Source organism: Sulfitobacter aquimarinus (assembly GCF_040149565.1).
GTDB classification, from domain to species: domain Bacteria; phylum Pseudomonadota; class Alphaproteobacteria; order Rhodobacterales; family Rhodobacteraceae; genus Sulfitobacter; species Sulfitobacter aquimarinus.
Map to the genome: position 1 here is coordinate 19,178 of NZ_JBEFLO010000010.1, position 26,209 is coordinate 45,386.

Consider the following 26,209-nt stretch of genomic DNA (forward strand, 5'->3'; position numbering starts at 1 on the left):
TGTTCCTCACGCTTCGGGCGGGATTGATGCACTCAACGTTCGCACCGCCGTCGAGGCAGCGACGGTCTTTTCGGTAACAAACTGTTCGTGGTTGGTGGTGACCTGTGACAGATCATAGAGATAGTTAACCATCGCACCTTTGGATTGGCGCATACCGTTGTCGGAGATGTCGGCATTGGCATGGACCGCATGAACGGCGGCCCCGTTGCCAAGATGGAACCGCGCCACCGGATCAACGGGCAACTTGTCGGCCCGCTTCGCGCTCAGCAAATAGTGCGCGGCCTGTGCTTCCACGGGCGCACGGTCAAGGGCGGGGTTTTGCGTTTTGTCCAGCCACTTCGTTAGGCCCGGGATCGGCGACAGCGTCACAAAAGTGTCGAGCGCCCCAAGATCCCCCGCCAGATCGGCGGCGACTTGTTTGATCAGCGAGTTGCCGAAAGAGATGCCCGCCAAACCCGCCTGACAATTCGAGATTGAGTAGAAAACGGCGGTGTCGGCCTCCTCTGCGTCGATCGGGGCGCGGCCATCGGTCAACAGGTTCTGTACGGAATTCGGAATGCCGATGGTCAGGGCGACCTCCACAAAAATCAGCGGCTCGTCTGGCATGGCTGGATGGAAAAAGCCGTAACAGCGGCGGTCGGCGGGTTGCAGGCGGCGGCGCAGATCATCCCAGCTGTCGATGGCGTGCACGGCCTCATAGGCGATGATCTTTTCCAGAACCTCCGCCGGGCTGGACCAGTTGATCCGCCGCAGGTCCAGAAAGCCGCGATTGAACCATGACGCAAAGAGGTGTTGGAAATCCACGTCCAGAGGCTCCAGCGTGGCGTCCTCGCGGATCATTTGCAACAGATCGCGCCGCATCGAGACAAGGCGCTGCGTGCCGCCGCGCACCTGATTGAGCCTGCGCAGCAGCTCCTGCCGCTTCGGTTCGCTTGCGGCGGCATAGGCGCGGTAACTGCGTTTTGACGGCGCGGCTTTGTAGTCCTTGAGGGTCTCGACGACTTCGACGGGGTCAATCTCCAGATCGCGCAACAAGAACTGAAAGAACGCCTTTTTGGCCGGGGCGTCGGCCTGCGTGTATTGGTCAAGGATGAGTTGGGCCAAGGTGCTGCCCGACACCTCCCCCTGCGTGCCAAGCAGGTCATGCGACAGATCTGCGATTTCGCGCCCCCGCGCATCGGTCGAGACAGCGCGCGCAAAGCGGCGCTCGAACACGGTTGAGAATAGGCCGTTCAGATAGCTCATATTGCCGCCCCCATGACCGCGTTCGGCAACCATGTCGCAAGCCCCGGAAAGAGGCACAGCAGGATGATTGCAATCACCATGCAGGCCACAAAGGGCAGGGACCCCGCGAGGATGGTCTTTAGCGAGATGTCGGGCGCGATACCGTTGATGACATAGAGGTTCAGCCCCACAGGCGGCGAGATCAGACCGATTTCCATGTTGATGGTCAGGACCACGGCGAACCAGATCGGATCAAAGCCCGCGGTCGTGATGATCGGCAGCAAAATCGGTGCGGCCATCAGGATCACAGCAACAGGGGGCAGGAAGAAGCCTGCGATCAATAGAAAGATGTTCACTGCCCCCATCAAGACCCAAGGGTTCACGTCCAGCGTGCCGATCCACGCGGCAATGGATTGCGTGATGAACAGGCTCGATAGCATGTAGGAAAACACCCCCGCCGCCGCGATGATAAACAGGATCATCACGCTTTCTTTGGTGCTGTCGCGCAGCACGACCCACAGATCGGCAGGGTTCCAGAGTTTGTAGATCACCATCGCGATAATCAGGCACAACAGCGCGCCAACTGCCGCTGTCTCGGACGGTGTCGCCACGCCGCCATACATCGCATAAAGGACGCCCACGATGATGAACAGGAACGGCAGGACACGCGGCAGGATTTCGATCTTCTCTTTCCATGTGTAGGACCCCTGCGCGAGCAATTGCTGGTCGCCGGATTTCCACGTGGCATAAAGCGACCACGCCATGAACAGTCCGACCAACATCAACCCCGGAATAACGCCCGCAAGAAACAGGCGGCCGATGGATTGCTCGGTCGCGATGCCATAAACGATCATCGTGACGGAGGGCGGGATCAAAATGCCCAGCGTGCCACCCGCCGCGATAGAGCCTGCGGCGACGCCGTCAGGATAGCCGCGCTTGCGCATCTCGGGGATGCCCATCTTGCCAATGGCCGCACAGGTTGCAGGGCTCGACCCCGACATGGCAGCAAACAGCGCACAGGCCCCGAGGTTCGAGATCACCAAGCCACCCGGCACGCGGGTCAGCCAACGCTCAAGCGCCTCATAAAGGTCGGCGCCTGCACGGGTGGAGGCAATGGACGACCCCATGATGATGAACATCGGGATCGACAAAAGCGCGAAGTTATCAAGCTTTCCAAACAGGATTTCGGGCAACAGCTCGAGCGAGCGCATACCGTCGAAAATCATGATGAAACCGGTCGAGACGATCAACAGGCCAAGGGCCACGGACACTCCGGAAAACAAGACCAGAATAGTACAGACGGCAACAATCGCACCAAGGGTGAGCGGGTCCATTACACGTCCTCCAAGCCGAAGGGCTTTTCAATTTTCAGCACAATGGCAACCAGATCAGCGACCAGTTGCAGCAAGAACAGGGCAAACCCGACCGGCAGCGCCAGATAGGGTATCCACAGGCGCACGCCCCAGACGGTGTCGGATTTCCAGTTCCGCTCCCATGTGAGGTGCCAGAACTCATATGAATGCCACAGCATGATCGCCACCATCACAATCGACAGGGACAGTGTGAATATCGCCAGCACAAACCGCGCACGGGGCTTTAACGCTAGCGGAATCAAATCCACGTTCACGTGCCCGCGCAACCGCTGGACATAGGGCAGCCCGATCAGGGTGGCTCCGATTGCAAGGTAGATCACGGCCTCGGTCTGCCAGATGGTCGATCCGTTCAGCACAAAGCGCACAAAGATCATTTGGCAGGTGATCGCAATCGCCGCGACAATCATCGCAGCCGAGCACCAGCCCGCAAGTGTAGAGAGTACAGCCACGAGACGCAGAAACGGATTACCGCCCGTTTGCGCCACCGCGACAGAGCTTTGGCCCGCCATAACGATGTCCTTGGATGAAGTGGGTGGTGTAGACGGGCCGCATCAAAAACGCGGCCCGATCCGATGCGGTTTATTCGACAGCCAGCGCCATATCGAGAAGCTCTTGACCGCCGTCAACTTCCGATACGAATTTGGCATAGGAGGTTTCCTGTGCCAGCGCGCGCCATGCTTCAAAGTCGTCGGCGGACATCTGGGCAATCTCGACCCCTGCATCGCGGAAGACTTTCTCGGATGCGGCATCCTGCTTTTTGGCTTCTTCAAGATAGAATGCCTGCGCTTTTGCCGATGCATCCATCAGCGCTTTTTGCTGGTCCGCAGTCAGGCCATCAAATCTGGATTTGTTCATCAGCAGCGGCTGGTACATGAACCACAACGCCACGTCGCCCGCAGGGGTGTAGCAGCTGACCTGCTCGTAAATGCGGTAAGAGACAAAGGACGAAGACGACGTGTTCGCTGCGTTCAAAACGCCTGTCTGCATTGCGTTGTAAATCTCGGACGAGGCCATGCCGGTGATGGAGGCCCCCGCCCCCGCAAGCATTTGTTCAAACGCCTTGCCGGCGGCGCGGGTTTGCAGACCCTTCACATCCTCGGGCTTTGTAATGCATTTGTCTTTGCCGACGAAACCGCCCGCAAGATAGCCGTGCACCAAAACCATGACGTCATCTTCGGCCATCTTTTCCTCAAGCGCTGCCATAAAAGGCGAGGCGCTCAGACGGGCGGCGTGGTCGTGGTTTTTCACCATGCCGGGCATCAACGTCAGGTTATAGGCGGGCTGCTGCCCCCCCGCATAGCTAAGTGGCAGAACGGTCATATCCAGCTGGCCACGGCTGAGCGGGCGATATTGCTCGCGTGGTTTGAACAGGGACTTGGAACCGAAAATCTGGATATCCAGATCAACGCCCGCTGCGGCGACATCATCGGCAACCATCTGGGCGACCTGGTGGCGGACATCCTTGTTTGACCATTGATGCGACAGGCGCAGTGTTTCCGCGCTCGCCGCTGAACCGATGGCCAGAAACGCGGCCATGGCCGTTGCTGTGAGTTTTGAAAACTTCATATTTCCCTCCCTGGGTGTGAATCAACTTTCCGCTGACATTGCGCAGGAAGGTCACACGGCTTGCCGACCAAGTCAACGTTCTTGTATACAAGAAAATCCAGATTGCATTTTGCCCCCCTCAGATGCTATGGATTGCACATGGACATCAGGCGCGCAGATCAAATCGCAGACACGTTGGAACAGCTCGTTTTTGCGGGCGAATTTCAGGATGGTGATCGTCTGGACGAGCTGAAGCTGGCCGAGCAATTCAATGTTTCCCGCACCCCGATCCGCGAAGCATTACAGGTTCTTGTTACCTCTGGAATGGCCGAGCAGATCCCACGCAGGGGCGTCTTTATCCGCCAACCCGGTCCGGTTGAACTGATGGAAATGTTTGAAACCATGGCGGAGATCGAAGCCGTTTGTGGCCGCCTAGCCGCCACACGAATGAGCGATCAGGATTTAGAGGCTTTGGCCGCAGTCAACGACCGCTGCCAGCAAGCGATAGAGGCGTCTGATCATGATCGCTATTACGCAGAGAACGAAACGTTTCACCAGATCATCTACCGCGGCGCTGCAAACGGGTATCTGGAAAAACAGGCGTTACAGCTTCAAAACCGCCTCAGAGCCTACCGCAGAATTCAGCTCCGCTTTCGCGGGCGGCTTGAGCAATCCATGAGCGAGCATTTGGCAGTTCTGCAATTCCTTAAAGACGGTGATGCGGAAAGTGTCGCCAAAACACTGCGCGCTCATGTGGCGATTCAGGGCGAGAAATTTCACCAGCTGATCGCGAGCCTGCAACGGTAGAGTCTGCGCGTGGCGTGTGAACGGATCGGGGACGGGGCAGGGGTGAAACGGACAACGGCTCAAAAACAGCAGCTTTTGAAGTGGTGTGATCTGTCTATGGGGCCATGGCCGGATTTAGGCAGGTATCGCTTGCACCTGCCGGGAATAATTCGCAAGCTTGCGGGTATGAGACCTCAACTGCCGCTGCTTGTATTCACTGACCTTGACGGCACACTGCTTTCTCACGTGGATTATTCTTGGGATCCGGCATCGCCTGCCCTTGAACGCCTTGCCGCAATTGGCGCGGGTGTTGTGATGGCCAGCAGTAAGACAGCGCCGGAAATCCACGCTCTGCGTCAAGACCTCTGTTTGCAGGCATGGCCCGCGATTGTCGAAAATGGCGCGGGGCTGCTAGCGCCTCATGCGGGCGATGACATGGACCGCTCGGGCTATGCGCAGCTGCGGGCGGGCTTGCAGCAGGTCGCCGCCCCGCTCAGAGAGAAATTTCAAGGCTTCGGGGATATGGATGCAAGAGAGGTTGCCGAGGCGACTGGCCTGTCGCACGCACAGGCCGTTCTGGCGCAAGACCGCGCATTTTCGGAACCTGGAACATGGTCAGGGACGGCGGATGAAAAGAGCGCGTTTCTGAAGGCGTTGCAGCCACTGGGCATATCTGCGCGGGAAGGCGGGCGGTTTTTGACACTCTCTTTCGGCGCGACCAAAGCGGACCAAATGGCGCGGATCATTCAAGATTATGCGCCGCAACACACCATTGCCTTGGGGGATGCGCCCAACGATGTCGAAATGCTGCAAGCCGCTGATAGCGGCGTCATTATTGCAAACCCGCACCGCGACCCGTTGCCAATTCTTGACGGCGAAACCGGGGGTCGCATCTTACGTACAACGCAGGCCGGCCCTGATGGCTGGAACGCCGCGATCCTCGCGCACCTGGCACGACTGAGTTTATAAAAGGGACGAACATGGCCGATTTTCATCAGAACGGGAACATCACAACACTGCACAATCTGCGGACCCGTTCGCTCGACGAGCTGACCTACGAGCTTGAGGTGTTCGCCGCGAACCGCAATATGTCGCTGGTCCTGCCGTGTTTGTATTCCGAGCTGGAAACAGACGCGATGCCCAAGATTTTGGACGAGCTGTCCAAAGTGCCCTACCTGCACCGCGTTATCATCGGATTGGACCGCGCCGACGAAGCGCAATACCGCCACGCGAAAGAGTTCTTTAAGGGGCTGAACCAGAACCACATCGTGATCTGGAACGACAGCCCCCGTATGCTCGCGCTTGGGTCGAAGCTGACAGAGATGGGTTTGGCCCCGTCCGAGCCGGGCAAAGGGAAGAATGTCTGGTCCGCAATCGGATATCTGATTGCCTGTGAAGACAGTGCCGTGATGGCGATCCATGATTGCGATATCCTGACTTACACGAATGAACTGCTGGCGCGTCTTATTTATCCCGTCGCAAACGTGGGTTTCCCCTATCAACTGGCCAAAGGATATTACGCCCGTGTGGGGCAGGACCGGTTGAACGGGCGTGTGTCCCGTCTGTTGGTTAGCCCCTTGTTGATTGCCCTGAAAAAGGTCGTGGGGGACCGGGATTATATCGATTACCTGCGCAGTTTCCGCTATCCGCTGTCGGGTGAATTTGCGATGCGCACGTCGATGCTGCCTGATCTGCGGATACCGTCGGATTGGGGGCTGGAAATCGGGATATTGTCCGAGGCATGGCGCAACCTTGCCCCGCAGGCGGTGTGTCAGGTCGAGATTGCCGACCAGTACGATCACAAGCACCAGGACCTGAGCGAGGAAGACTCAAATGCGGGCCTGAGCCGCATGTCGACCGACATCTGCAAAGCGATCTTCCGCAAGTTGGCAGCAGACGGCACGGTGTTCACGCCCAACGTTTTCCGCACGCTCAAGGCGACATACTACCGCTGTGCGCTGGATCTGCTTGAGGCCTATTACAACGATGCCAAGATGAACGGGCTGTCGATTGATCGCCACAAGGAAGAACGCGCGATCGAGCTGTTTGCGGAAAATATCATGCGGGCTGGGCAGTTCTTTTTGGACAATCCGCACGAGACGCCGTTCATTCCAACATGGAACCGCGTGCATTCCGCTGATCCCGAATTTCTGGGTGAATTGCGCGCCGCTGCTACCGCCGATGAGGCCGAATATGTCTAGTGGTGGTTCGTGATCCACATGCATTGATAGGGGGCTACGGTGATCTGTGAGGCTGCGGTGTCGATCACCGCACCGCCAAGCAGGTCAACCCAATGCTGGTCCTCGATCAGGTTCAGCGCAGCAACAGATATTGTAACCGCCGCATCGCTGACGTTGTGCAGCGCAAAGATGGACTGACCCCGATCGAGGCTTTGACGCCAGACCCCGAACACACGCTCGTCCCCCATGTTGACCGTAAATTGCGTGGCGTTAGGGTGGAATGCAGGCTGGCGTTTGCGAATTTTTAGACGCTCGGACAGGTCTGACAGGGCGCGGGCCTGCGGTGTGGCGGGATCGCTCAACAGGTCGCGCAAGTCGGGATAGTTCCAGCGGTGGCGGTTGATGGCACGGTTCATCCCGCGGTGCGCGACGCCTTTGTGATCATTCGGAGCGGCCAGCATGGCGTGAATATAGAAGGCGGGTATCCCTTCAAGGGACATGACAATGGTCTGCGAACAGACAAACCGCGCATGGTGATGCGCATCGGCCCCCGCAAACGTCTGTGACATGGCATCGTAAAAGGTCGTGTTCAGCTCATAAGGGCTTTCGCTGCCGTCGGGCATCGTGCGCATAGAGACCAACCCGCCAATCTGCTTCACAGTGTCGATGACTTGTTGCTTTTCACCTTCGGGCAGCAACCCTTCGGCGGGGCGCATTCCGATGCCATCGTGGCTGGCCGTAAAATTCAGATAAGCGCACCCCATCGGGGCGGGGGGCATCCCGCGCTGCCAACGGCGCAGATACTCGGCGTTGCCGGACATCATCGCATGCAAGATCAGCGGCGGAAGCGGAAAGTTATAGATCGCGTGCGCTTCGTCCCCATCGCCGAAATAGCTGAGGTTCTCGGCCTTCGGCACGTTGGTTTCGGTCAGCAAGATCACCTTCTCGGCGGCAAAGTCACACAGCAGCCGCATCAGTTTGATTACCGCATGGGTTTGCGGCAGATGTATCGAAGGCGATCCGATTTCCTTCCACAAAAACGCAACTGCATCGAGGCGGATGATCTGCACGCCATTGTCTACATGCAGCCGGATGATGCGCAGAAATTCAATCAGGACCTCGGGGTTGCGAAAATCCAGATCAACCTGATCATGGCTGAAGGTACACCACACGTGGCGGGTGCCGTTGCTGGTCTCGACCTCTCGCAATAATGGCGTTGTGCGGGGGCGCACAACATCGCGCAAATCGTCCTCGGGCGAGGCTTCAAAGAAGAACTTGTCATAGGGCGCTTGGCCTTGGCGGTAGGCGTTGAACCAGTTGCCCTGACTGGACACATGGTTCAGCACAAGGTCTGACATCAGCGTGAAGCGGTCGGCAATGCGGTTGATGTCTGCCCAATCCCCCAGCTGCGGGTTAACCGCGCGAAAGTCCGATACCGCAAAGCCATCGTCGGATGTGTAGGGAAAGAAGGGCAGGATATGCACAGCGTTCAGCGTGCCATCCAGATAGGTCGCAAGGAAGTCCGACAAAAGATCCAGCGGCTTGTGCGCGCCGTCGATGATAGAGTTGCCGTAAGTGATCAGCAGGGCGTCTTTCTGCGACCACAAGGAATTGCCCCGAACGCGCCCGCGCTTGCGGCGCTCTGTACCGTCGGGCCAAAAGGCGTCGATCACTTTGCTGGTCAGGATATCACCGTCCAGCTCCGGATATATTTGACGCAACAGACCTGAAATTTTCGGACCGATCGAACTGGCGGGATCTTTCATTGAAACATGACTCGTATTTCCGTTTTCAGCACCCCTGACCGTACCAACGCATCCACGCCTTAGCGAGGGCATACCCGTCAGGGGCCGCATCAGATCAACAAGTTCGCGGGCAAATCCGCATTCGCCCAGAATTTAGGCAATCTGATCCGTCAATGTCAAAAATCAGAGCCGAGGATTGGCAGGATCACAACCTGCGCCTGCCTGTAATTTTCGGTCAGCATCTTCGGGAGGAGGGTGAAGATGCTGACCTTATGCTCGGGTCGGACCCGCGCAGGCTGGAACCCTCGGGGAGGAGTGAGGGTCAGCGTATTTCGTGGGGCCACGCACCTCGCGGCCCGTGACTGCTTATTTCGCGGTCAGCTTTTGCGCGTATTGGCCGATTTCGGAACGCGTGATGCCGATCTGTTTGAGCTGTTGATCGCTCATGTTTGTTAGCACCGACACCATGCGTGCGGTTTGCAGTGCATGAACAAACTTGCCTGCCTTTGCGGCTGTGGCGCTTGCCATGCGTGACAATGCTGCTGCGGGATGGAACGAGGTGCCCTCGTTCGTGTGTGAATTAAACGCCATTTGCTGCCTCCAGTGCCAGTCTTTTGATGTTGCTACGCGGGATGCCCAGATCGCGAAGTTCGCGGTCGGAAAGGATGGCCAGCTCGCCCCGCGTTGTGCGGCAGACGCGGCGGCGTTCCAGTGTCTTCAGGAGCGCGTCCCATTTTTGATGAAAGAATGCGTGGGCAGCGTCCGATACGGCATCCAGCCCGGAAATAGATCTTGTGATCGCCATGATGTTACCTCGTCTTATTGCTGCGTTGCAGTATTTATGCTGCACTGCAGAAGTACGAAGTTTCGGTAGCGCTCACAACCGGGTGATTTGGCATAGCTGCCATGCCATTTTGGAATAGGCGAGTGGTTGGGAGGAGGCAGACCACGCAGATGCCAGTCTTGCCGAGAAGGGCAGAGGCCTCCAGAATTGGACCGCTATGATCGAGCAGCCGTTCAGCTTGGGACGCGTGACTCGTTTACTTTTCAGGTATGGGACAGTCAAACTTTGCGGGCGGTGTGAGAAAAGTTGTAATCAATCTTATGTAAATAAATCGGGGATGTGTCCCCGTTGACCTGCCTTACCAAAAGAACATAGCCGAATGACGGTAGTGAGAAGCGCAGGAATGCGCCCGCCACGGCTTTGGTCGCATCACCGGCGCCCTACCTTCTGCTCGACCTGTCCAACGTTTTGCGCACCTACATCAAAAGTCATCTCAGCATGAGGCCGCGAAGGGCGGCTCGTGCATTGTCACGCTCAGTTTCGCCACTCATCCAGTTTGGTTTTAGTAAAGCTCTGATTTCAAACGTGGATGGCCAAGCGGATTGCGTAAGCGACAAGCCCAAGCGCCGCGACACTTGCGACCCAGATCGCGATGAACCAGCCAATCCTTTGCAAAGTTGCGCGCCCCATCAGTGGTACCCCTCTTCAGGATCGATTTTACCGCGAAACACCCAATAGGCATAGGCAGTATAGGCAAGGATCATCGGCACCAGAACGACGGTCCCGACCAGCGCGAAACGCAGACTTTCGTCAGGGGCCGCAGCCTCGGCGATGGTCAGGCTGGGGGGGATGATATTGGGGTAAAAGCTGATCCCGATACCGATGAAGCACAAAACAAACAGGCTGAGCGCTGCAAGAAACGGTTGGGCATCCTTGCCCGCATTCAGACCTGTGAACAGCGCCCAAGCGACCGCAATAACCGCACCCGGCATGAGCACGCTAAAGATGCTTCCAGGCAGGCTCAGCCAACGTTGAAAATACTCGGGGTCCTGAAAAGGTGTCAGGATGCTGACCACAGCGATGAAGGCGAGAGTGGCAGCGCCCAAATACCAGGCATAGTGCTGCATGCGCCGTTGCAGGGCGTCCTCGGTCTTGAGGATGATCCATGTCGCCCCCAACAGGGCGTAACCAACAACAACCGCGACACCCGTCAGGATCGAGAAGACGCTAAGCCAGTCCCACCAGCCGCCCGCATAGGCACGGTCCGCTACCTCGATGCCTTGGACCAACGCTCCAAGGGCGATGCCTTGCATAAAGGCGGCAACGATAGACCCGCCAAAGAACGCGGCGTCCCAGATGTGTTTCCCGTCCTCGGTGCGCCAGCGATATTCAAAGGCAACACCGCGAAAGATCAGCGCCAGAAGCATCAGGATAATCGGCATATAAAGCGCGGGCATGATCACCGCATAGGCCAGCGGGAAAACCGCAAACAGCCCGCCGCCCCCCAGAACCAGCCAGGTTTCATTCCCGTCCCAAATGGGCGCGATGGAGTTCATCATGGTGGCCTTTTCCCGCTCTCCATCAGCAAGAGGGAACAGGATACCGACACCCAGATCAAAGCCGTCGAGGATCACATAAGTCAGGACAGCAAAGGCGATGATGCCCGCCCAGATAAAGGAAAGTTCAAACATGGGTTATCTCCTATTCGCCGAGAATGGCGTCTGGTTTTGATTGGGCAATCGGGGTGATGCCTGCGGTGCGGATTGGCCCGTCGCGCAGGTCCAGCTTTGCGTCCGCAGGGGTTATGTTCATCATTCGCAGCAGGTAGATGGTGCCCGCGCCGAAGACAAAGAAGTAAACAATGATGAAGGCGATCAGCGATGCGGCCACAGCGGGGGCTGCCACAGGTGCCAAACTGTCCGAGGTGCGCAGCAAGCCGTAGACGGTGAACGGCTGGCGGCCGACCTCGGTAGTGATCCAGCCTGCAAGAACTGCGACAAACCCCATTGGCCCCATCACAATCGCCGCACGGTGTAGCAGCGGCGTATCGAAAAGCCGCCCGCGGATTCGTCGCCACAAGGCCCATCCACCAAGTCCCAGCATCGCAAAGCCAAGGCCAACCATGACGCGGAAGCTCCAGAAAACAATCGCCACGGGGGGTTCTTCGTCGTCGGGGATGGTGTCCAGACCATCCAGCGGCGCGTCCCAATGGTGCTTCAGGATCATGCTCGACAGGTAGGGAATTTGCACAGCGTAATCGATACGTTTCTCTTCCGCGTTTGGAATGCCGAACAGGATCAACGGCGCGCCGTCAGGGTGGCTATCATAATGCCCTTCCATCGCCATTACTTTGGCGGGCTGGTGTTCCAGCGTGTTGATGCCGTGCATATCGCCTGCAAGAATTTGCAAAGGCGCCACGACAATCAGCATCCACATCGCCATAGAGAACATGCGACGCGCAGGTGCGTCTTCACGGTTGCGCAACAGGTGCAGGCCGCCAACGCCACCAACGACCAAAGCGGTGGTCAGATACGCAGCCAGCACCATATGGGTCAGGCGATAGGGGAAGGACGGATTGAACACAATCTGCCACCAGTCTTCCGGCACAAATTGACCCAGCTCGTTAATGCTGTACCCCACTGGCGTCTGCATCCACGAGTTTACAGACAAAATCCACGTGGCCGACATCAGCGTGCCGAAGGCAACCATAGCCGTCGCAAACATATGCAGCTTGTCGCCCACCCGTTCGCGCCCGAACAACATGATGCCAAGGAACCCAGCCTCAAGGAAAAAGGCCGACAGGACTTCGTACGCCATCAACGGGCCCAGCACCGGACCCGTCTTGTCGGAGAAGACCGACCAGTTCGTCCCGAACTGATACGACATCACAATGCCCGACACGACGCCCATGCCAAAGGCCACGGCAAATATCTTTTTCCAGTATGTGAACAACGTCAGATACGTCTCGTCGCGGGTGCGCAGCCAAAGACCGTTCAGGACGGCAAGGTAGCTTGCCAACCCGATGGAGAACGCAGGAAAGATAATGTGGAAGGACACGGTGAACGCGAATTGTATCCGCGCCAGTGTCTCTGCTGTGAAACCATCAAACATGGGCGTGCTCCATCGGGTTGGCGGGGGTTAGATTTTGACTTTACGCAGATACGGACGAAGTGTTTCGAAACCCTGGGGGAAAGCAACCTTTGCATCCGCGTCAGAGACGGACGGCGGGATGATGACCTCTTGGCCTGGCACCCAATCCGCAGGGGTTGCGATCTTGTGCTTGTCGCCGGTTTGCAGCGCATCAATGACGCGCAGAATTTCATCAAAGTTGCGTCCCACGCTCATCGGATAGGTCATCGTCAGGCGAATCTTCTTGTTCGGGTCAATGATGAACACCGAGCGTACGGCGGCTGTCTCGCTCTCGTTTGGGTGGATCATATCGTATTGCTTGGCGACGGTCAGGTCGGCATCCGCAACGATCGGAAACCGCAGGTCGGTGTTCTGGGTGTCGTTCACATCGTCGATCCACTTGACGTGCTCGCTTACCGTATCCGTGGACAGGCCGATGGGCTTCACGCCGCGTTTGGCGAATTGTTCCGACAGCTGCGAGGTGCGGCCCATTTCCGTGGTGCAAACGGGGGTGAAATCCGCAGGGTGGCTAAAGAAGAACGCCCAATCATCGCCGATCCAATCATGAAAGCTGATCGGGCCGGTTGTTGTGTCTGCTGAAAAGTCGGGTGCGGTGTCGCCGATTCTGAGTGTCATCTCGTATTTCCTATATTTAGAATAGTTCTATTCGTTGATTTAGCGCAGCCTCTTTACAAAAGCAATAGTTTGAATGTATCTTTTACTGCGGCAACAGGATGCACCCATGAAACTTACCAGTTACACGAACTATGCGATGCGCTCGCTCCAGCTTGCTGCGCTGAAGGCGCCTGACCTTGTGCGGATTGACGATGTGGCCCAAATCCACAATTTGTCCCGCCCCCACATTATGAAAATCGTACACGAACTGGGCAAAGCCGGGTATCTGGAAACAGTGCGCGGGCGCAACGGAGGCTTTCGGCTGGCCCGCCCGCCCGAACAGATTATTGTCGGCGAGGTCGTCCGCATTACCGAAGGGCCGCTGGATGTTGTCGAGTGCTTCAATCCCGAGAAGAACACCTGTCCCCTGATGGGCATCTGCATCCTGTCGCGCAAAATGCAAGAAGCAACCGCGGCCTTCATGGCCGTTCTGGATGATCTGACCATCGCGGACATCGCCGCCAATCGCGGTCAGTTGATGGAGCGGATCGCCCCGCTTGAAATTCCCCGAACGGAAACGGTCGCGCCATGACCGACGATGCCAATTGGGTCGAAAGGTTCCCGGGTTTGTCCCGCTTGGACCTGCCAACCAAACAGCTGCTGACAACCCGCAGTACAATCGTCAGCGTTGCCAAGAACACCATGGTTTTCGGCCCCGGCAACTCACCTGAAAACATGCTGTTCCTACTGGACGGGACGGTGCGGGTGCAGCAGGTCTCCGAGACGGGTCACCAGATTGTCCTGTACCGTATCGAAGCGGGCCAAAGCTGTGTGCTGACCACGGCCTGCCTGTTGGCGTATGATGACTATTCCGCAGAAGGCATTGCAGAAACCGTGGTAAAGGCCGCGGCGGTTCCGCGTGGCGTGTTTGACGATCTGGTCGCAGGTTCCAAACCCTTTCGGGATTTCGTTTTTGCGGCCTTTTCCAAGCGCATCACCGACCTGTTCCTGATGATCGACGAGGTCGCCTTTCAACGGATTGACGTGCGGCTGGCGGACAAGTTGGTCAAACTCTCTGGCGGGTCTGATACCGTATCTACTACGCACCAAAAACTGTCTGTCGAACTGGGCACCGCCCGCGAAGTCGTCTCGCGCCAGCTGCAAGAGTTTCAGCGCCGCGGCTGGATCGAACAGGCCCGCGGGAGCGTGACGCTCAAAGACAAACGCCAGCTTCAGACCCTCGCCGACCATAGCGCGTAAAGAAAGTTGAATACTTGGTGACAATGTCACTGAACCATGCGGGTGAAAGCGCTATCTTGAATGTATCTTTAATGAGAGGCAACGACATGACCACGAATCTAGGCAACCTTGACCGCATCTTCCGCGCGGTTCTGGGCATCGTTCTACTGGCCGCACCCTTTGTGAGTGGGCTGGCCATTTTCAACGGAACCGCCGCGACGGTAATATCGGTTATCGCAGGTTTGGTGATGCTGGGCACATCGGCAATGAAGTTCTGTCCGCTGTACCGCATCTTTGGCATTCGGACCTGCAAACTATGATATTTGAAACCGCATTCACACCGTTTCAATCGCTGGGTGGCGGGGCCTTGATCGGCCTTGCGGCTGTTCTTTTGATGCTGGGCCTTGGCCGCATATTCGGGGCGACGGGCATTCTGTCGGGGCTGGTGTTTTTTGAGAACCGTGACGAGCTGTCATGGCGTGCGGCACTGGTCGTCGGGATGGTCCTGGCCCCTGTGCTGTTGTTCGCTGTCACAGGCACGATGCCCACGCTCACCATTCCTGTCAGCCCTGCCATGATCGCCATCGGCGGCGTCATTGGGGGCATCGGCGCAAGCCTTGGGTCTGGCTGCACGTCAGGCCACGGTGTCTGCGGTTTGTCACGCCTCTCCGTGCGGTCCATCGTGGCGGTCCCGACCTTTATGGTCACGGCTGCGATCACCGTTTTCCTGATCCGTCACGTTTTTGGAGGTTAAGCCATGAAACTGATCTTTGCACTTATTACCGGCCTTGTTTTTGGCATCGGCATCGCGATTTCGGGCATGATGGACCCTGCAAAAGTTCTCAACTTCTTTGACCTTGCAGGCACATGGGATCCCAGCCTTGCCTTTGTGATGGGTGGCGCGCTTGTTATTACCTTCTTCGGGTATCGGCTGGCGTGGAAGCGTGACACGCCCTTGTTTGGCGGGCGCTTTCAGGTGCCGACGGGAACAAACATCGACATGAAGCTTGTCGGCGGGTCTGCCTTGTTCGGCATCGGCTGGGGCATCGCAGGCTTTTGCCCGGGTGCTGCTATCCCTGCGCTTGGAACGGGCCAATGGGAAGTTGCCCTTTTCCTTGTCGCAGTGGTTGTCGGCTTTTATCTGCGCAGGTTGCTTGGCACTTTGGCACCTGCAAAGCCAGCTTGATGCGGTCCGTGTCCTCTCCCAAACGCATCGCGATGCTGGTTCTGGCGGTTGGCATTTCCACCACCGGCGCGTGGAGCGTGGCGCAAACGGTGCACGGCGGCGGGCACACCCATGGTGCAGGCCATGTGCATGACAAAGTCAACATGCCCGGCCTGCGCGGAGAGAACGCAACGCCCCAAGAAAGCGCCGAAATCGCCGCGCTGTTCAAGGGCTTCAAGACGATCACCCGTGAGGTGGAAAACCTGCCAAACGGGATCAAGACCATCACCCGCTCCTCTGATCCCGCGGTAAGCGCGGCCTTGATCAGCCACTCACTCGGGATGATCGACCGCGTGGACCAGTTGGATGATCCCAAGATTATCATCCAGAGCCCGACGCTGGATATCTTCTTTCTGAGGGGTAAGGCGATCACGTCAAACATCGACATCACCAATGATGGTTTGGTTGTGATCCAGACCTCGGATGACCCAGCGGTTATCGCTGCCCTGCATACCCACGCCGCCGAAGTAACGGCAATGGCGGAACGCGGCATGGACGCCGTACATGACATGATGACAAAGCGCGGCATGGGCCACTAGGCCCCGCACCGCGCATCGCAAAACTGGAGGAAATGAAATGACAGACTATCCCGTAGACATGAGCGTCAAACCCGAAGTCGAAGCCTTCTTTGACGAAGCGACAAACACCATCAGCTATATCGTCAAAGACCCGACATCCCCCGCCTGCGCCATCATCGATAGCGTCATGGACATCGACTATGCCGCGGGGCGCATCACCTATGATCACGCGGACGCGATGGTTGCGCGCATCAACGAGCTGGGCGGCAAACTGGAGTGGATCATCGAGACCCACGTTCACGCCGACCACCTCAGCGCAGCCCCCTATATCCAGCAAAAGCTCGGCGGCAAAATCGGCGTGGGCGAAAAGATCATGGTCGTGCAAGAGACCTTTGGGAAAATCTTTAACGAAGGCACCGAGTTCCAGCGCGATGGCTCGCAGTTTGATGCGCTATTCAAGGATGGCGACACCTACCAGATCGGCAACATGCAGGCCTTTGCCATGTACACCCCCGGTCACACGCCCGCGTGTATGGTGCATGTGATCGGCAATGCGGCCTTTGCTGGTGACACGTTGTTCATGCCTGACGGCGGCTCTGCGCGTTGTGATTTCCCGGGCGGGTCCGCAGGTGAGCTGTATGACAGCATCATGAAAGTCCTGTCCCTGCCCGACGAGACACGCCTGTTCATGTGCCACGACTACGGCCCGAATGGTCGCGCAATCGAATGGGAAACCACAGTGGCCGAACAGAAGGCCAACAACATCCACGTAGGCGGCGACAGAACCCGCGAGGATTTTATCAAGTTCCGCACCGAACGCGACGCACAGCTGGCCATGCCAAAGCTGATCATTCCCTCGTTGCAGGTGAACATGCGCGCGGGTGAAGTGCCGACTGACGCCAACGGCAACCCGATGCTCAAAGTGCCGGTCAACGGATTGTAACATCGCCCCAAGCGGAACCCATCTTTGAAGGAAATACCATGTCTAATTCCCAGACAGTCGAAAACCTGAACAAAGCGCTCCAGATGGAAATGAGTGCTGCGCATCAATACCAGCTACATGCGCATGTGCTGGATGATTGGGGCCTGAACATTCTGGCCGATAAAATGCGCGAAGAGCAGGCCGAGGAAACCGGCCACTCGGACCTGTTTATCGAACGGATCATGTTCCTGAAGGGCACGCCCGACATTGCGTTTGCCAAGACGCCTCAGCGTGCGGAAACTCTGGAAGCGATGTTCAAGGCCGATCTTGAGGATGAAAAAGACGCGATAAAATTCTACATCCAAGCCGCACGGCAGGCCCATCAAGCCGACGATATCGGATCGCGGACCTTGTTTGAAAAGATCGCCATGGAAGAAGAAGGCCACAAAGCATGGCTTGAGCTGCAGTTGGAGTTGATCCAGCGCATTGGCGAAAAGACATATAGCGCCAAGCAGGTCTCTTTTGCCCAAGACGGCGGCGCATAGCCCCGTCCACACCATACGCTTTTAAGGCGGCGGGATGTAAATGCCCGCCTGAAAGGACCCATGGAAATCAAAGCCCTCAGCGCAAACCTCTCCGTCACGCCGCAGATCAGCCAAGCTGATATGCAGGCGATCAAGGATGCTGGCTTTCGCGCAATCATTTGCAATCGCCCCGATGGCGAAGGCGCCGATCAGCCGACCTTCGCCGAGATCGAAAAAGCCGCCAACAAACTGGGGATCGAGGCCGCCTATCAACCTATCGTAGCTGGCAAAGTATCAGACAAGGATGCGGCAGCCTTTGATGCGGCCACAGCCCAACTGCCGGGTCCGATATTGGCCTATTGCCGCACGGGCACCCGCTCTGCCACGCTTTGGTCGCTGTCTCAGGCGGACACGCGCAGTGTGGCCGATATTCTCGCCGCGACCAAAGCGGCGGGATATGACATGGGCGGCGTTGTGCGCAGGATCGTGAACGGGGGTAAAACGCCCACCGATACGGGCGACGCGCAGTATGACATTGTGATCGTCGGTGCAGGCGCAGGCGGAATTGCCGCCGCGGCCAGCCTGAAATCCCGCAAGCCAGCGATTGAGATCGCGATCATTGATCCTGCCGACATACACTACTACCAACCTGGTTGGACGATGGTTGGCGGCGGCATTTTCGAGCCGCAGCAAACATCGCGCACGATGGGGTCGCTGATCCCGCAGGGCGTGCACTGGATAAAGGCCGCCGTTGCCGCGTTCGAGCCTGAAAAGAACGCCGTCATCCTCGACGGCTGCCGAGTGGTAAAGTACAATCGCATGATTGTGTGCCCGGGGCTCAAGCTGGATTGGACATCGGTTGAAGGCCTTGTTGATACGCTGGGACAGAACGGTGTGACGTCGAACTACCGCTACGATCTGGCGCCCTACACGTGGGAGCTGGTGAAGGGGATGAAAGCAGGCCGCGCGATCTTTACCCAGCCGCCCATGCCGATCAAATGCGCGGGTGCGCCGCAAAAGGCGATGTATCTGTCGGGGGATGCGTGGCACCGTAAAGGCGTTCTGAAAGACATCGACATCCAGTTCAACAATGCGGGCGGCGTGCTGTTCGGGGTCAAGGATTACGTCCCTGCCCTGATGGAATACGTCAAGAAATACGATGCTTCGTTGAACTTCTTCCACACCCTCGTGGCCGTTGATGGACCCGCCAAAAAGGCGTGGTTCGATGTGGCAAAGCCCGACACGCCGGTCGAGCGGATCGAGATGGAATTCGACATGATGCACGTTTGCCCACCGCAAACAGCCCCCGATTTCATCCGTGTCTCACCGCTCGCCGATGCGGCGGGCTGGGTCGACGTGGATCAGGCCACGCTGCGCCATAAAACCTATGACAACATCTGGTCTTTGGGCGATGTGATGAACGCACCAAACGCCAAAACCGCCGCCGCTGCGCGCATTCAGGCCCCGATCGTGGCCGAGAACATCGTGGCGGATATGCGGGGTGGCTCGCCTGTAGCGCAGTACAACGGCTATGGGTCGTGTCCGCTGACGGTTGAGCGCGGCAAGATCGTTCTGGCCGAGTTCGGCTATGGCGGGACGATGCTGCCCAGCTTTCCAAAGGCTCTGGTCGATGGCACCAAAGCAACGCGTGCGGCGTGGTTCCTCAAGGAAAAGATCCTGCCACCAATCTATTGGAAAGGTATGCTCAAAGGCCGCGAATGGATGGCAAAGCCGGAAAAAATCGCTGCTGAATAACCTCCCCGCCGCTTTGCCTTGACTAAGGGCAAGGCGGCCAACCTGTCCGAGACATCCATGACCCTGTCCCAATATATGCCGATCCTTAGCTGGGGTCGCACCTATACCCGTTCGGCCCTGTCAAACGATCTGATGGCCGCGTTGATCGTGACGATCATGCTGATCCCGCAATCGCTGGCCTATGCCCTGCTTGCAGGATTGCCCGCCGAGGCGGGGCTCTATGCGTCGATTGTGCCGATCCTGCTCTATACGGTGTTCGGCACCAGCCGCGCTTTGGCGGTTGGTCCTGTCGCCGTTGTCTCGCTTATGACGGCCGCGGCGCTCAACAATATTGTTGAGCAGGGCACCATGGGCTACGCCGTTGCGGCGCTGTCACTGGCCGGGCTGTCAGGCGTCATGCTGCTGGCCATGGGGTTGTTCCGACTGGGCTTCATCGCGAATTTTCTGTCCCACCCTGTTATTGCAGGCTTCATCACCGCCTCGGGGATCATCATCGCGACGAGCCAGCTGAAGCACATCCTCGGGATCGACGCGGACGGGCATAACCTGCTGGATCTTGTGATCTCGCTTGTTGGGCATTTGTCGCAGATCAACTGGATCACCGCAGTGATTGGCGTGTTGGCCACAGGGTTTCTATTCTGGGTCCGCAAGGGGTTGATGCCGCTATTGATCCGTCTGGGCCTTGGTGTGGGCCTAACTGGCGTGTTGGTCAAAACGGGACCCGTCTTCGTTGTCGTTGCAACGACGCTGGCGGTTTGGGTCTTTGACCTTGCCGAACAGGGCGTCAAGATTGTCGGTGAGGTGCCGCAAAGCCTGCCTCCCCTGACCCTGCCGTCATTCTCGCCTGATCTGCTGGGGCAATTGCTGCTGCCCGCCTTCCTCATTTCAATCATCGGCTTTGTCGAATCCATTTCGGTTGCGCAAACGCTGGCCGCAAAAAAGCGCCAGCGCATAGACCCTGACCAAGAGTTGATCGGCCTTGGTGCCGCGAACATAGGCGCGTCCCTGACGGGGGGGTTCCCGGTGACGGGCGGCTTTTCGCGGTCTGTCGTGAACTTTGACGCAGGCGCGCGCACACCCGCGGCAGGCGCGTTCACGGCCATCGGCCTTGCCGTCGCAGCACTCGCCCTCACCCCGTTGATCTACTTTTTGCCCAAGGCGACTTTGGCCGCGACGATCATCGTTGCCGTGCTCAGCCTCGTGGACTTTTCCATTCTGAAACGCAGTTGGCGCTATTCAAAGACCGACTTTGCGGCAGTATTGGCCACCATCGTAATCACCCTCGCCATGGGCGTCGAGGCGGGCGTATCCGCAGGGGTTGGGCTGTCGGTCCTATTACACCTTTACAAATCTTCGAAACCGCACATCGCCGAAGTCGGCCAAGTGCCCGGAACCGAACACTACCGCAACATCCTGCGCCACGAGGTCATCACCGACCCCACTGTCGTGACCTTACGGGTCGATGAAAGCCTGTATTTCGCCAATGCCCGCTTTCTGGAGGACAAGATCCAGGCCCGCGTCGCTGGTGACAAAGCCATCCGCCACGTGATCCTGCAATGCTCGGCCATTAACGAGATCGACCTCAGCGCGCTGGAGTCCCTTGAGGCGATCAACGAGCGCTTGCGCGAAATGGATGTGTGCCTGCACCTGTCCGAGGTGAAAGGCCCTGTTATGGACAGATTGCAACGCGCGCACTTCTTGTCCGAGTTGACGGGAAAGGTCTTCCTTTCGCAGTTTGAAGCCGCCAACTCTCTTGAAATGAACGCTCCGCGCTAATCAGGAAAGATGGCTCCATGCGGGAAGACCAAAGCGCTGATTGAGTTCATAGCGCGAAGACGGGCACCTGAAGCCGATGCAGAATTATTGACCAGATGTGCGCAGCTGGCCGGTTGTTCAAACGCCGCCACGCCCGTTTGCGCGGTACAATCCGCGAGGATCACCAACGGCGAAATTATCTAGAACCGTGTTGCACCAGTTGCGGATGCACGCATCACACGCCCAGATATTTGGTGATCTTGTCCGGAGACTGAGCAAGCTCGGCTGGCGTGGCCGTATCAACGGACCTGCCATTCTCGATGAACACCGCACGGTCGGACAAGGACAGGACCGTGTCCACCCGCTGCTCGACCAACACGATGGCCAACCCTTCGGCCTTCATCTTGACCACCACGTCGATAATCAGATCAATCATCGAGGGTTGCAGGCCTTCTGTCGGCTCGTCCAGCAACAGCAGCTTTGGCCGCAGGCACAGCGCACGGGCAGTGGCCAACATCTGCTGCTCGCCCCCCGACAGCGTGCCCGCCGTTTGCTTGAGCCGCTCGCGCAGGCGGGGGAACAGGTCCAGCACCCAGTCGCGGGTCTCGCGCCCTTCGCCACGGGTCATCAGGCCGACCTCGATGTTCTCCTCAACGCTCAGTTCAGGAAACAGGCGCCGCCCTTGGGGGATATAGCCGATGCCCTCACGCGGGATCATATGCGCGGGCATTTCCGTGAGGTCACGGCCATCCAAAGACACCGCACCCGAAGACACAGGCAGCAGGCCCATGATCGACTTGATCGTCGTCGTCTTGCCCGCACCATTGCGCCCGACAAGGCAGACAATCTCACCCGCGTTCACGCTGAACGAGACACCGCGCAGCGCTTGCACCTGCCCGTAGGCTGCGTGAATGTCGCTTACCTCAAGCATCGGATTTCCCCAGATAGGCCGCCTGCACCGCCTTGTTGTTGCTGATCTCGGTCGGCGTGCCGGAGGCAAGGACCGACCCTTGGTCCAGCACGGTAATATAATCCGCAGCCTCCATCACCACCTTCATATTATGCTCGATCAGCAGGATCGTCGTCTCGCCCGCGAGCGACTGGATGAGAGTGATGAAATTGGCGATCTCGGCCTCGGCCAAGCCTTGGGTCGGCTCGTCGAGGATGAAGACTTTGGGATTTTGTACAAGACCCATGGCGATCTCCAGAAGGCGCTGGTGGCCATAGCTCAGATCGCCCGCGATCTGGCTTGCGCGGTCCTCCAGCCCGACACGGGTCAGCGCATCTGTCACGCACTTGGCAAAGACCGCATGGTCGCCCTTGAACGTGCGCCGTGCCGCGAGGGCTACGTTTTCATGCACCGATAGCCCTTCAAAGACCGACGTGATCTGGAACGTATAGGCAATTCCAAGCTGGATGCGTTTGTGGGCGGGCAGATGGCTGATGTCTTGGCCGTCAAACATCACCTTGCCACGGGTCGCGTCAATGCGGCCACTGACCATGCCGACAAAGGTGGATTTGCCCGCACCATTAGGGCCGATCAGCGCGGTGATTTTTCCCTTGGTCAGGGTGAAATCCACGTCCGTGTTGGCCGAAATCCCGCCATAGATTTTGGTCAGACCCGTTGTCTCAAGAATATTCACGGCAGCCATGGGAATGCCCTCCGACGCAATTCTCCGCAGATGCCTTTGGGTGCGAACATGGTCAGGATGACCAGCACGATGCCAACGACCAGCAGATAGGCGGTGGTGAGCGAGCTGGAGAAATCGATCAGGTAGAACATGAAGAAGACGCCAATGAGCGGGCCAACGGTCGTCCCTGCCCCGCCCAACAGGACCCACAGCAGCGGCAGGATGGAATATTGCACGGTGGCGAAGGTCGCCCCCACATAGCCGAAGAGCATCGCATAGGCCGCCCCCGCGACCCCCGCCACCGCGCCCGAGACGATGATCGCCTTGAGTTTATGCGCGGTGGTGTCATAGCCCAGCATCCGTGCGCGCTCCTCATTCTCGCGGATGGCGACCAGCGTTTTGCCAAAGGGCGTTTGCACCAGCCGCGCCAGCGCCAGAAAGCAGATCGCAAAGAGGACAAGCGCGGTGACATAGCGGGCGGTGTCGGTGGTGAAATCAATCCCCGCAAAGGTGCGCTGTGCCTGTTGCACGACGAACCCTTCGTCACCTCGGGTGAACTCGCCAAAATGAAGCACAACCAGATAGGCGGTTTGCGCGAACATCAGTGTCACGATCATAAAGGCCACCCCCGTTGTGCGCAGCGCAAGCGCGCCTACCACAGCGGCCAGCGTGCCCGCACCCAGCACGCCGATGAGAAAGGCCAGCGGCAGCGGCACCGCGCCAAGGTTCGCGGCCAATCCGAAGCCGTACATGCCAGCAGCGAAAAACATCGCGTGCCCAAGGCTAAGCAGCCCCGTGTAGCCGAACATGATGTTGTACCCCATCGCATAGATCGCCAGCACCATGATACGCGACAGGTTGCCCGCGTGATAGGGTGGCAGGATGAAATAGAGCACCACCAGCGCCAGCAGCACACCAATATGCAGCGCGTTTGGTTTGGACAGGACATTCATCGGATCACCTTCCCGAACAGCCCTTGCGGGCGCCAGATCAGCACCATGGTCACAAACAGGGTCGCGATGATTTTGGCCACGGTAGGTGAGAAGAAGACCGAGATGATGCCATCGCTCATCCCGATCAGAACGGCGGCGACAACCGTGCCGGGCAGGCTGCCAAGCCCGCCGATGATGACAACGATAAAGGCCAGCAACAGCGGCTCACCCCCCATCAGATAATGCGCCTGCTGGATCGGCACGACCAGCACCGCGCCAAGGGCAGCGAGCGCCGCGCCAAGGCCAAAGACAAGCGAATAGACGCGCCCCACAGGGATGCCAAAGGCCTGCGCTGTCTCGCTGTCTTGTTGCGTGGCGCGCATGATCAGCCCGATCTTGGTGCGGGTGATCAGCACCCAAAGGCCGATCAGCACGACAACAGCCGCACCAATCACAAACAGCTTGTAGCTGGTAATGCTCAGGCCCCATGGCCAGAACATCTGCCAACCAGCCTCGGCCTTCTCGAACCACGGCAGGGCAAGGCGGTGGTTGAACGGCGCCTCGACAGGGCGGGCATCGGGGCCGAAGGTCATCAACGTACCCTGTTGGAAAATATACAAAAGACCGATGGTCGCCACGATGGTGCGGTCGGGGTCGTATTTGATGTGCTTCAGGATCAGCCTATCGGCAGCCGCGGCAATGACGCCCACCAACAACGGGGCCACCACCAGCGCCGCGACAAAGCCAAGGGCGGGATGCCCGCCAATGGCCGAGGTGACAAACCATGCCAGAACAGCGCCCAACATATAGAACTCACCATGGGCGACATTCACGACGCGCATGACGCCGAACACGATACTCAACCCCATTGCAGTCAGGGCAAGTATCGCGGCGACGACCGCCCCCTCAAGGGAGGCGAGCATCAGGTGTGGTCCGAATTCCATGGGCGCTGCTCTGGCTATTTATACGGTGCGTGCGATCAGAAAGACTGTGTGGTGTAGTCCACTTCGTCCTCATACATACCATCCTCGATCGAGGCTGTGTGTTCGACCACAAGGGTGCCGTCCGTCACCTTCGAGATGAACTGCTTGCCGAAGACTTGGTGCGTCTTGCCGTTGAACAGTTTCTCGCCCTGCGGATGATCGTCGGAATGGGGCATTGCGCCCATCGCCTCTACCGCCTCAATCAGCTTGGGACGGTCCGCAGGCGATTGATAGCCCGACGCCTCCATCCCTGCCTTGATGACATTGAGCGTCTCCCAGCAGCCGAACATATGCGCGTAGGTTGACACATCCTTGCTGTCGGTCAGGGATGCGCCACGGGCATCGACCCCCACGGCCGCACGGAAATTCGTGTCAAAGGTCGAGTTATCGGCCTGCGCGTGGCGCGGGTTGCCCTCCCAGAAATAGGTGCCTTCGAGGAACTCAAGACCCGGGCTTTTGATGTCGACGGCCTCAAGGCTGTCGATAAAGCCAAAGATCTCGGGGCGGCTGGGGCCAAAGAATTCGCCCAGCTCTTTCACAAATGTCAGCACGGCGGGGCCGACCATGACGTGATAGACGACTTCAGTCTCACGCGGGATTTTCGGGAAGTATTTGGTAAAGCTCGTCTCGGCCGGAGGCACGGCGATCTGGGCGACGACTTGACCGCCTTGGGCCTCGATCGCTTTGGTGAAGAAGTCGCGGTGGTCGTGGCCAAAGGCGAAATCGGGGAAGATCATCGTGACCTTCTTGCCCAGATTATTGGCAACAAACGGCGCCATGGACTGCACCTGACTTTTCACATCCGTGATGCCGGGCTGGAGCGTATAGCGGTTGAGCATCCCGCTCGCGACATGGTGGCCTTCGGAGACTACGAAATAGGGCAGCTTCAGCTCGGCCGCACGGGGGGCAGAGCCGATGACGACGTGGCTGAACAGCGTGCCGAAGGCGACATCACAGCTGTGCTGGTTTGCGAATTTCTCTAGCACTTCGGCACCGCGCTTGGGGTCGGTGCCATCGTCTTCGGTCACGATTTCAACGGGGCGGCCATTGATGCCGCCCATGTCATTGATCCGCTTGGCCGCGGCCTGCGTGGTCGCGTCATACCAACGGCCATAAGCCGATCCGATGCCCGTAGCGTGTTTCTGGAACCCGATCTTGATCGGGGCCGAACTTTGCGCCTGCGCAAAGCCCATTGTGCCCGGCAGCAACCCCGTCGCCGCCAGCGTCCCAACCCCTGCGCCCATCCCTTGCAGGGCGGAACGGCGGGTGAAATTTGCTTTCTTATTGTCCATGATCTTTTCCTTGTTCGTGGTGGCACGCGTTACTTTGTGCGTTTGCTTTAAG

29 protein-coding genes are annotated in these 26,209 nt (G+C 58.1%); 13 read left to right on the top strand and 16 right to left on the bottom strand.

Translation table 11 applies throughout. The features are described from left to right. Nucleotides 1-6: 6 nt before the first annotated feature. From ABMC88_RS15750 to dctP, 4 genes are all read right to left on the bottom strand, one after another. Nucleotides 7-1,245 carry a malonyl-CoA decarboxylase gene (locus ABMC88_RS15750; protein ID WP_349577841.1) on the bottom strand — a complete coding sequence of 413 codons (1,239 nt, stop codon included), beginning with the start codon at nucleotides 1,243-1,245 and terminating at the stop codon, nucleotides 7-9. Continuing rightward, nucleotides 1,242-2,558, bottom strand: coding sequence for a TRAP transporter large permease (locus ABMC88_RS15755; RefSeq protein WP_349577842.1), 1,317 nt, complete (start codon nucleotides 2,556-2,558; stop codon nucleotides 1,242-1,244). Before ABMC88_RS15755 ends, ABMC88_RS15750 begins: the two co-directional genes overlap by 4 nt. Further along, the gene (locus ABMC88_RS15760) at nucleotides 2,558-3,106 is read right to left on the bottom strand and encodes a TRAP transporter small permease (protein WP_349577843.1); all 549 of its coding nucleotides are present in this window, start codon (nucleotides 3,104-3,106) and stop codon (nucleotides 2,558-2,560) included. The genes ABMC88_RS15755 and ABMC88_RS15760 overlap by 1 nt, the downstream gene beginning before the upstream one ends. A 70-nt stretch (nucleotides 3,107-3,176) precedes the next feature. Then, the gene (gene dctP / locus ABMC88_RS15765) at nucleotides 3,177-4,163 is read right to left on the bottom strand and encodes a TRAP transporter substrate-binding protein DctP (protein WP_349577844.1); all 987 of its coding nucleotides are present in this window, start codon (nucleotides 4,161-4,163) and stop codon (nucleotides 3,177-3,179) included. 138 nt (nucleotides 4,164-4,301) lie between these two features. On the opposite strand from dctP, the gene ABMC88_RS15770 reads away from it, so the two are divergent. From ABMC88_RS15770 to ABMC88_RS15780, 3 genes are all read left to right on the top strand, one after another. Further along, nucleotides 4,302-4,949 (top strand): GntR family transcriptional regulator, encoded by a 648-nt coding sequence (locus ABMC88_RS15770; protein WP_349577911.1) that lies wholly within the window; start codon nucleotides 4,302-4,304, stop codon nucleotides 4,947-4,949. A 165-nt stretch (nucleotides 4,950-5,114) separates the two neighbouring features. Next, nucleotides 5,115-5,897: an HAD-IIB family hydrolase gene (locus tag ABMC88_RS15775; protein WP_349577845.1), complete on the top strand. Its 783-nt coding sequence runs from the start codon at nucleotides 5,115-5,117 to the stop codon at nucleotides 5,895-5,897. Between the two features lie 11 nt (nucleotides 5,898-5,908). After that, on the top strand, nucleotides 5,909-7,129 hold the full coding sequence (locus ABMC88_RS15780) for a glycosyltransferase family protein (RefSeq protein ID WP_349577846.1): 1,221 nt from the start codon (nucleotides 5,909-5,911) through the stop codon (nucleotides 7,127-7,129). Here the strand turns inward: ABMC88_RS15780 and ABMC88_RS15785 are convergent. The 7 genes from ABMC88_RS15785 to ABMC88_RS15815 form a co-directional block, all read right to left on the bottom strand. Further along, entirely contained in the window at nucleotides 7,126-8,874 is a 1,749-nt protein-coding gene (locus tag ABMC88_RS15785; protein ID WP_349577847.1) for a sugar phosphorylase, read from the bottom strand. The genes ABMC88_RS15780 and ABMC88_RS15785 overlap by 4 nt on opposite strands. A 345-nt stretch (nucleotides 8,875-9,219) precedes the next feature. Further along, on the bottom strand, nucleotides 9,220-9,444 hold the full coding sequence (locus ABMC88_RS15790; protein ID WP_349577848.1) for a DUF1127 domain-containing protein: 225 nt from the start codon (nucleotides 9,442-9,444) through the stop codon (nucleotides 9,220-9,222). After that, nucleotides 9,434-9,658 (bottom strand): DUF1127 domain-containing protein, encoded by a 225-nt coding sequence (locus ABMC88_RS15795; RefSeq protein ID WP_349577849.1) that lies wholly within the window; start codon nucleotides 9,656-9,658, stop codon nucleotides 9,434-9,436. Before ABMC88_RS15795 ends, ABMC88_RS15790 begins: the two co-directional genes overlap by 11 nt. Before the next feature lie 558 nt (nucleotides 9,659-10,216). Next, complete coding sequence (locus ABMC88_RS15800; protein WP_349577850.1) at nucleotides 10,217-10,327, bottom strand: DUF2474 family protein; 111 nt, start codon at nucleotides 10,325-10,327, stop codon at nucleotides 10,217-10,219. Further along, on the bottom strand, nucleotides 10,327-11,328 hold the full coding sequence (gene cydB, locus ABMC88_RS15805; RefSeq protein ID WP_349577851.1) for a cytochrome d ubiquinol oxidase subunit II: 1,002 nt from the start codon (nucleotides 11,326-11,328) through the stop codon (nucleotides 10,327-10,329). The genes ABMC88_RS15800 and cydB overlap by 1 nt, the downstream gene beginning before the upstream one ends. 10 nt (nucleotides 11,329-11,338) lie before the next feature. Then, nucleotides 11,339-12,748 carry a cytochrome ubiquinol oxidase subunit I gene (locus ABMC88_RS15810; RefSeq protein ID WP_349577852.1) on the bottom strand — a complete coding sequence of 470 codons (1,410 nt, stop codon included), beginning with the start codon at nucleotides 12,746-12,748 and terminating at the stop codon, nucleotides 11,339-11,341. Between the two features lie 27 nt (nucleotides 12,749-12,775). Next, nucleotides 12,776-13,402, bottom strand: a complete 627-nt coding sequence (locus ABMC88_RS15815) for a peroxiredoxin (protein WP_349577853.1) — start codon at nucleotides 13,400-13,402, stop codon at nucleotides 12,776-12,778. Between the two features lie 106 nt (nucleotides 13,403-13,508). Between ABMC88_RS15815 and ABMC88_RS15820 the strand changes: the two genes are divergently transcribed. The 10 genes from ABMC88_RS15820 to ABMC88_RS15865 all read left to right on the top strand — a co-directional run bounded on the left by ABMC88_RS15820 (nucleotide 13,509) and on the right by ABMC88_RS15865 (nucleotide 21,340). Beyond that, entirely contained in the window at nucleotides 13,509-13,973 is a 465-nt protein-coding gene (locus ABMC88_RS15820; RefSeq protein WP_349577854.1) for an RrF2 family transcriptional regulator, read from the top strand. Then, nucleotides 13,970-14,641 (top strand): Crp/Fnr family transcriptional regulator, encoded by a 672-nt coding sequence (locus ABMC88_RS15825; RefSeq protein WP_349577855.1) that lies wholly within the window; start codon nucleotides 13,970-13,972, stop codon nucleotides 14,639-14,641. The genes ABMC88_RS15820 and ABMC88_RS15825 overlap by 4 nt, the downstream gene beginning before the upstream one ends. Before the next feature lie 86 nt (nucleotides 14,642-14,727). Next, complete coding sequence (locus ABMC88_RS15830) at nucleotides 14,728-14,940, top strand: YgaP family membrane protein (protein ID WP_349577856.1); 213 nt, start codon at nucleotides 14,728-14,730, stop codon at nucleotides 14,938-14,940. After that, nucleotides 14,937-15,374 (top strand): YeeE/YedE family protein, encoded by a 438-nt coding sequence (locus ABMC88_RS15835; RefSeq protein WP_349577857.1) that lies wholly within the window; start codon nucleotides 14,937-14,939, stop codon nucleotides 15,372-15,374. The genes ABMC88_RS15830 and ABMC88_RS15835 overlap by 4 nt, the downstream gene beginning before the upstream one ends. 3 nt (nucleotides 15,375-15,377) lie before the next feature. Beyond that, on the top strand, nucleotides 15,378-15,806 hold the full coding sequence (locus ABMC88_RS15840; protein ID WP_349577858.1) for a DUF6691 family protein: 429 nt from the start codon (nucleotides 15,378-15,380) through the stop codon (nucleotides 15,804-15,806). Then, nucleotides 15,806-16,384, top strand: coding sequence for a hypothetical protein (locus tag ABMC88_RS15845; RefSeq protein ID WP_349577859.1), 579 nt, complete (start codon nucleotides 15,806-15,808; stop codon nucleotides 16,382-16,384). Before ABMC88_RS15840 ends, ABMC88_RS15845 begins: the two co-directional genes overlap by 1 nt. A gap of 37 nt (nucleotides 16,385-16,421) precedes the next feature. Next, complete coding sequence (locus ABMC88_RS15850) at nucleotides 16,422-17,306, top strand: MBL fold metallo-hydrolase (protein WP_349577860.1); 885 nt, start codon at nucleotides 16,422-16,424, stop codon at nucleotides 17,304-17,306. Between the two features lie 38 nt (nucleotides 17,307-17,344). Next, on the top strand, nucleotides 17,345-17,830 hold the full coding sequence (locus ABMC88_RS15855; protein WP_349577861.1) for a bacterioferritin: 486 nt from the start codon (nucleotides 17,345-17,347) through the stop codon (nucleotides 17,828-17,830). A gap of 60 nt (nucleotides 17,831-17,890) precedes the next feature. Beyond that, nucleotides 17,891-19,564, top strand: a complete 1,674-nt coding sequence (locus tag ABMC88_RS15860; RefSeq protein WP_349577862.1) for a bifunctional protein tyrosine phosphatase family protein/NAD(P)/FAD-dependent oxidoreductase — start codon at nucleotides 17,891-17,893, stop codon at nucleotides 19,562-19,564. A gap of 57 nt (nucleotides 19,565-19,621) precedes the next feature. Then, entirely contained in the window at nucleotides 19,622-21,340 is a 1,719-nt protein-coding gene (locus ABMC88_RS15865) for a SulP family inorganic anion transporter (RefSeq protein ID WP_349577912.1), read from the top strand. A gap of 214 nt (nucleotides 21,341-21,554) precedes the next feature. Here ABMC88_RS15865 and ABMC88_RS15870 read toward each other — a convergent pair whose 3' ends face one another. From ABMC88_RS15870 to ABMC88_RS15890, 5 genes are read right to left on the bottom strand one after another with little or no spacing between them, the layout of a single operon-like run. Then, nucleotides 21,555-22,250 carry an ABC transporter ATP-binding protein gene (locus ABMC88_RS15870; RefSeq protein ID WP_349577863.1) on the bottom strand — a complete coding sequence of 232 codons (696 nt, stop codon included), beginning with the start codon at nucleotides 22,248-22,250 and terminating at the stop codon, nucleotides 21,555-21,557. Beyond that, nucleotides 22,243-22,962, bottom strand: coding sequence for an ABC transporter ATP-binding protein (locus ABMC88_RS15875; RefSeq protein WP_349577913.1), 720 nt, complete (start codon nucleotides 22,960-22,962; stop codon nucleotides 22,243-22,245). The genes ABMC88_RS15870 and ABMC88_RS15875 overlap by 8 nt, the downstream gene beginning before the upstream one ends. Then, entirely contained in the window at nucleotides 22,959-23,903 is a 945-nt protein-coding gene (locus ABMC88_RS15880; RefSeq protein ID WP_349577864.1) for a branched-chain amino acid ABC transporter permease, read from the bottom strand. Before ABMC88_RS15880 ends, ABMC88_RS15875 begins: the two co-directional genes overlap by 4 nt. Further along, nucleotides 23,900-24,826 carry a branched-chain amino acid ABC transporter permease gene (locus ABMC88_RS15885; RefSeq protein ID WP_349577865.1) on the bottom strand — a complete coding sequence of 309 codons (927 nt, stop codon included), beginning with the start codon at nucleotides 24,824-24,826 and terminating at the stop codon, nucleotides 23,900-23,902. Before ABMC88_RS15885 ends, ABMC88_RS15880 begins: the two co-directional genes overlap by 4 nt. A gap of 35 nt (nucleotides 24,827-24,861) precedes the next feature. Then, nucleotides 24,862-26,157 carry an ABC transporter substrate-binding protein gene (locus tag ABMC88_RS15890; RefSeq protein ID WP_439655615.1) on the bottom strand — a complete coding sequence of 432 codons (1,296 nt, stop codon included), beginning with the start codon at nucleotides 26,155-26,157 and terminating at the stop codon, nucleotides 24,862-24,864. Nucleotides 26,158-26,209 lie beyond the last annotated feature (52 nt).

Coding starts and splice junctions, on each gene's coding strand:
- ABMC88_RS15780 (WP_349577846.1), top strand. CDS start 5,909: ATGGCCGATTTTCATCAGAACGGGAACATCACAACACTGCACAATCTG.
- ABMC88_RS15840 (WP_349577858.1), top strand. CDS start 15,378: ATGAAACTGATCTTTGCACTTATTACCGGCCTTGTTTTTGGCATCGGC.
- ABMC88_RS15860 (WP_349577862.1), top strand. CDS start 17,891: ATGGAAATCAAAGCCCTCAGCGCAAACCTCTCCGTCACGCCGCAGATC.
- ABMC88_RS15800 (WP_349577850.1), bottom strand. CDS start 10,327: ATGGGGCGCGCAACTTTGCAAAGGATTGGCTGGTTCATCGCGATCTGG.
- ABMC88_RS15880 (WP_349577864.1), bottom strand. CDS start 23,903: ATGAATGTCCTGTCCAAACCAAACGCGCTGCATATTGGTGTGCTGCTG.
- ABMC88_RS15820 (WP_349577854.1), top strand. CDS start 13,509: ATGAAACTTACCAGTTACACGAACTATGCGATGCGCTCGCTCCAGCTT.
- ABMC88_RS15850 (WP_349577860.1), top strand. CDS start 16,422: ATGACAGACTATCCCGTAGACATGAGCGTCAAACCCGAAGTCGAAGCC.
- ABMC88_RS15795 (WP_349577849.1), bottom strand. CDS start 9,658: ATGGCGATCACAAGATCTATTTCCGGGCTGGATGCCGTATCGGACGCT.
- cydB (WP_349577851.1), bottom strand. CDS start 11,328: ATGTTTGAACTTTCCTTTATCTGGGCGGGCATCATCGCCTTTGCTGTC.
- ABMC88_RS15750 (WP_349577841.1), bottom strand. CDS start 1,245: ATGAGCTATCTGAACGGCCTATTCTCAACCGTGTTCGAGCGCCGCTTT.
- ABMC88_RS15810 (WP_349577852.1), bottom strand. CDS start 12,748: ATGTTTGATGGTTTCACAGCAGAGACACTGGCGCGGATACAATTCGCG.
- ABMC88_RS15835 (WP_349577857.1), top strand. CDS start 14,937: ATGATATTTGAAACCGCATTCACACCGTTTCAATCGCTGGGTGGCGGG.
- ABMC88_RS15790 (WP_349577848.1), bottom strand. CDS start 9,444: ATGGCGTTTAATTCACACACGAACGAGGGCACCTCGTTCCATCCCGCA.
- ABMC88_RS15825 (WP_349577855.1), top strand. CDS start 13,970: ATGACCGACGATGCCAATTGGGTCGAAAGGTTCCCGGGTTTGTCCCGC.
- ABMC88_RS15775 (WP_349577845.1), top strand. CDS start 5,115: ATGAGACCTCAACTGCCGCTGCTTGTATTCACTGACCTTGACGGCACA.
- ABMC88_RS15845 (WP_349577859.1), top strand. CDS start 15,806: ATGCGGTCCGTGTCCTCTCCCAAACGCATCGCGATGCTGGTTCTGGCG.
- ABMC88_RS15770 (WP_349577911.1), top strand. CDS start 4,302: ATGGACATCAGGCGCGCAGATCAAATCGCAGACACGTTGGAACAGCTC.
- dctP (WP_349577844.1), bottom strand. CDS start 4,163: ATGAAGTTTTCAAAACTCACAGCAACGGCCATGGCCGCGTTTCTGGCC.
- ABMC88_RS15870 (WP_349577863.1), bottom strand. CDS start 22,250: ATGCTTGAGGTAAGCGACATTCACGCAGCCTACGGGCAGGTGCAAGCG.
- ABMC88_RS15855 (WP_349577861.1), top strand. CDS start 17,345: ATGTCTAATTCCCAGACAGTCGAAAACCTGAACAAAGCGCTCCAGATG.
- ABMC88_RS15865 (WP_349577912.1), top strand. CDS start 19,622: ATGACCCTGTCCCAATATATGCCGATCCTTAGCTGGGGTCGCACCTAT.
- ABMC88_RS15830 (WP_349577856.1), top strand. CDS start 14,728: ATGACCACGAATCTAGGCAACCTTGACCGCATCTTCCGCGCGGTTCTG.
- ABMC88_RS15890 (WP_439655615.1), bottom strand. CDS start 26,157: ATGGACAATAAGAAAGCAAATTTCACCCGCCGTTCCGCCCTGCAAGGG.
- ABMC88_RS15885 (WP_349577865.1), bottom strand. CDS start 24,826: ATGGAATTCGGACCACACCTGATGCTCGCCTCCCTTGAGGGGGCGGTC.
- ABMC88_RS15815 (WP_349577853.1), bottom strand. CDS start 13,402: ATGACACTCAGAATCGGCGACACCGCACCCGACTTTTCAGCAGACACA.
- ABMC88_RS15785 (WP_349577847.1), bottom strand. CDS start 8,874: ATGAAAGATCCCGCCAGTTCGATCGGTCCGAAAATTTCAGGTCTGTTG.
- ABMC88_RS15760 (WP_349577843.1), bottom strand. CDS start 3,106: ATGGCGGGCCAAAGCTCTGTCGCGGTGGCGCAAACGGGCGGTAATCCG.
- ABMC88_RS15755 (WP_349577842.1), bottom strand. CDS start 2,558: ATGGACCCGCTCACCCTTGGTGCGATTGTTGCCGTCTGTACTATTCTG.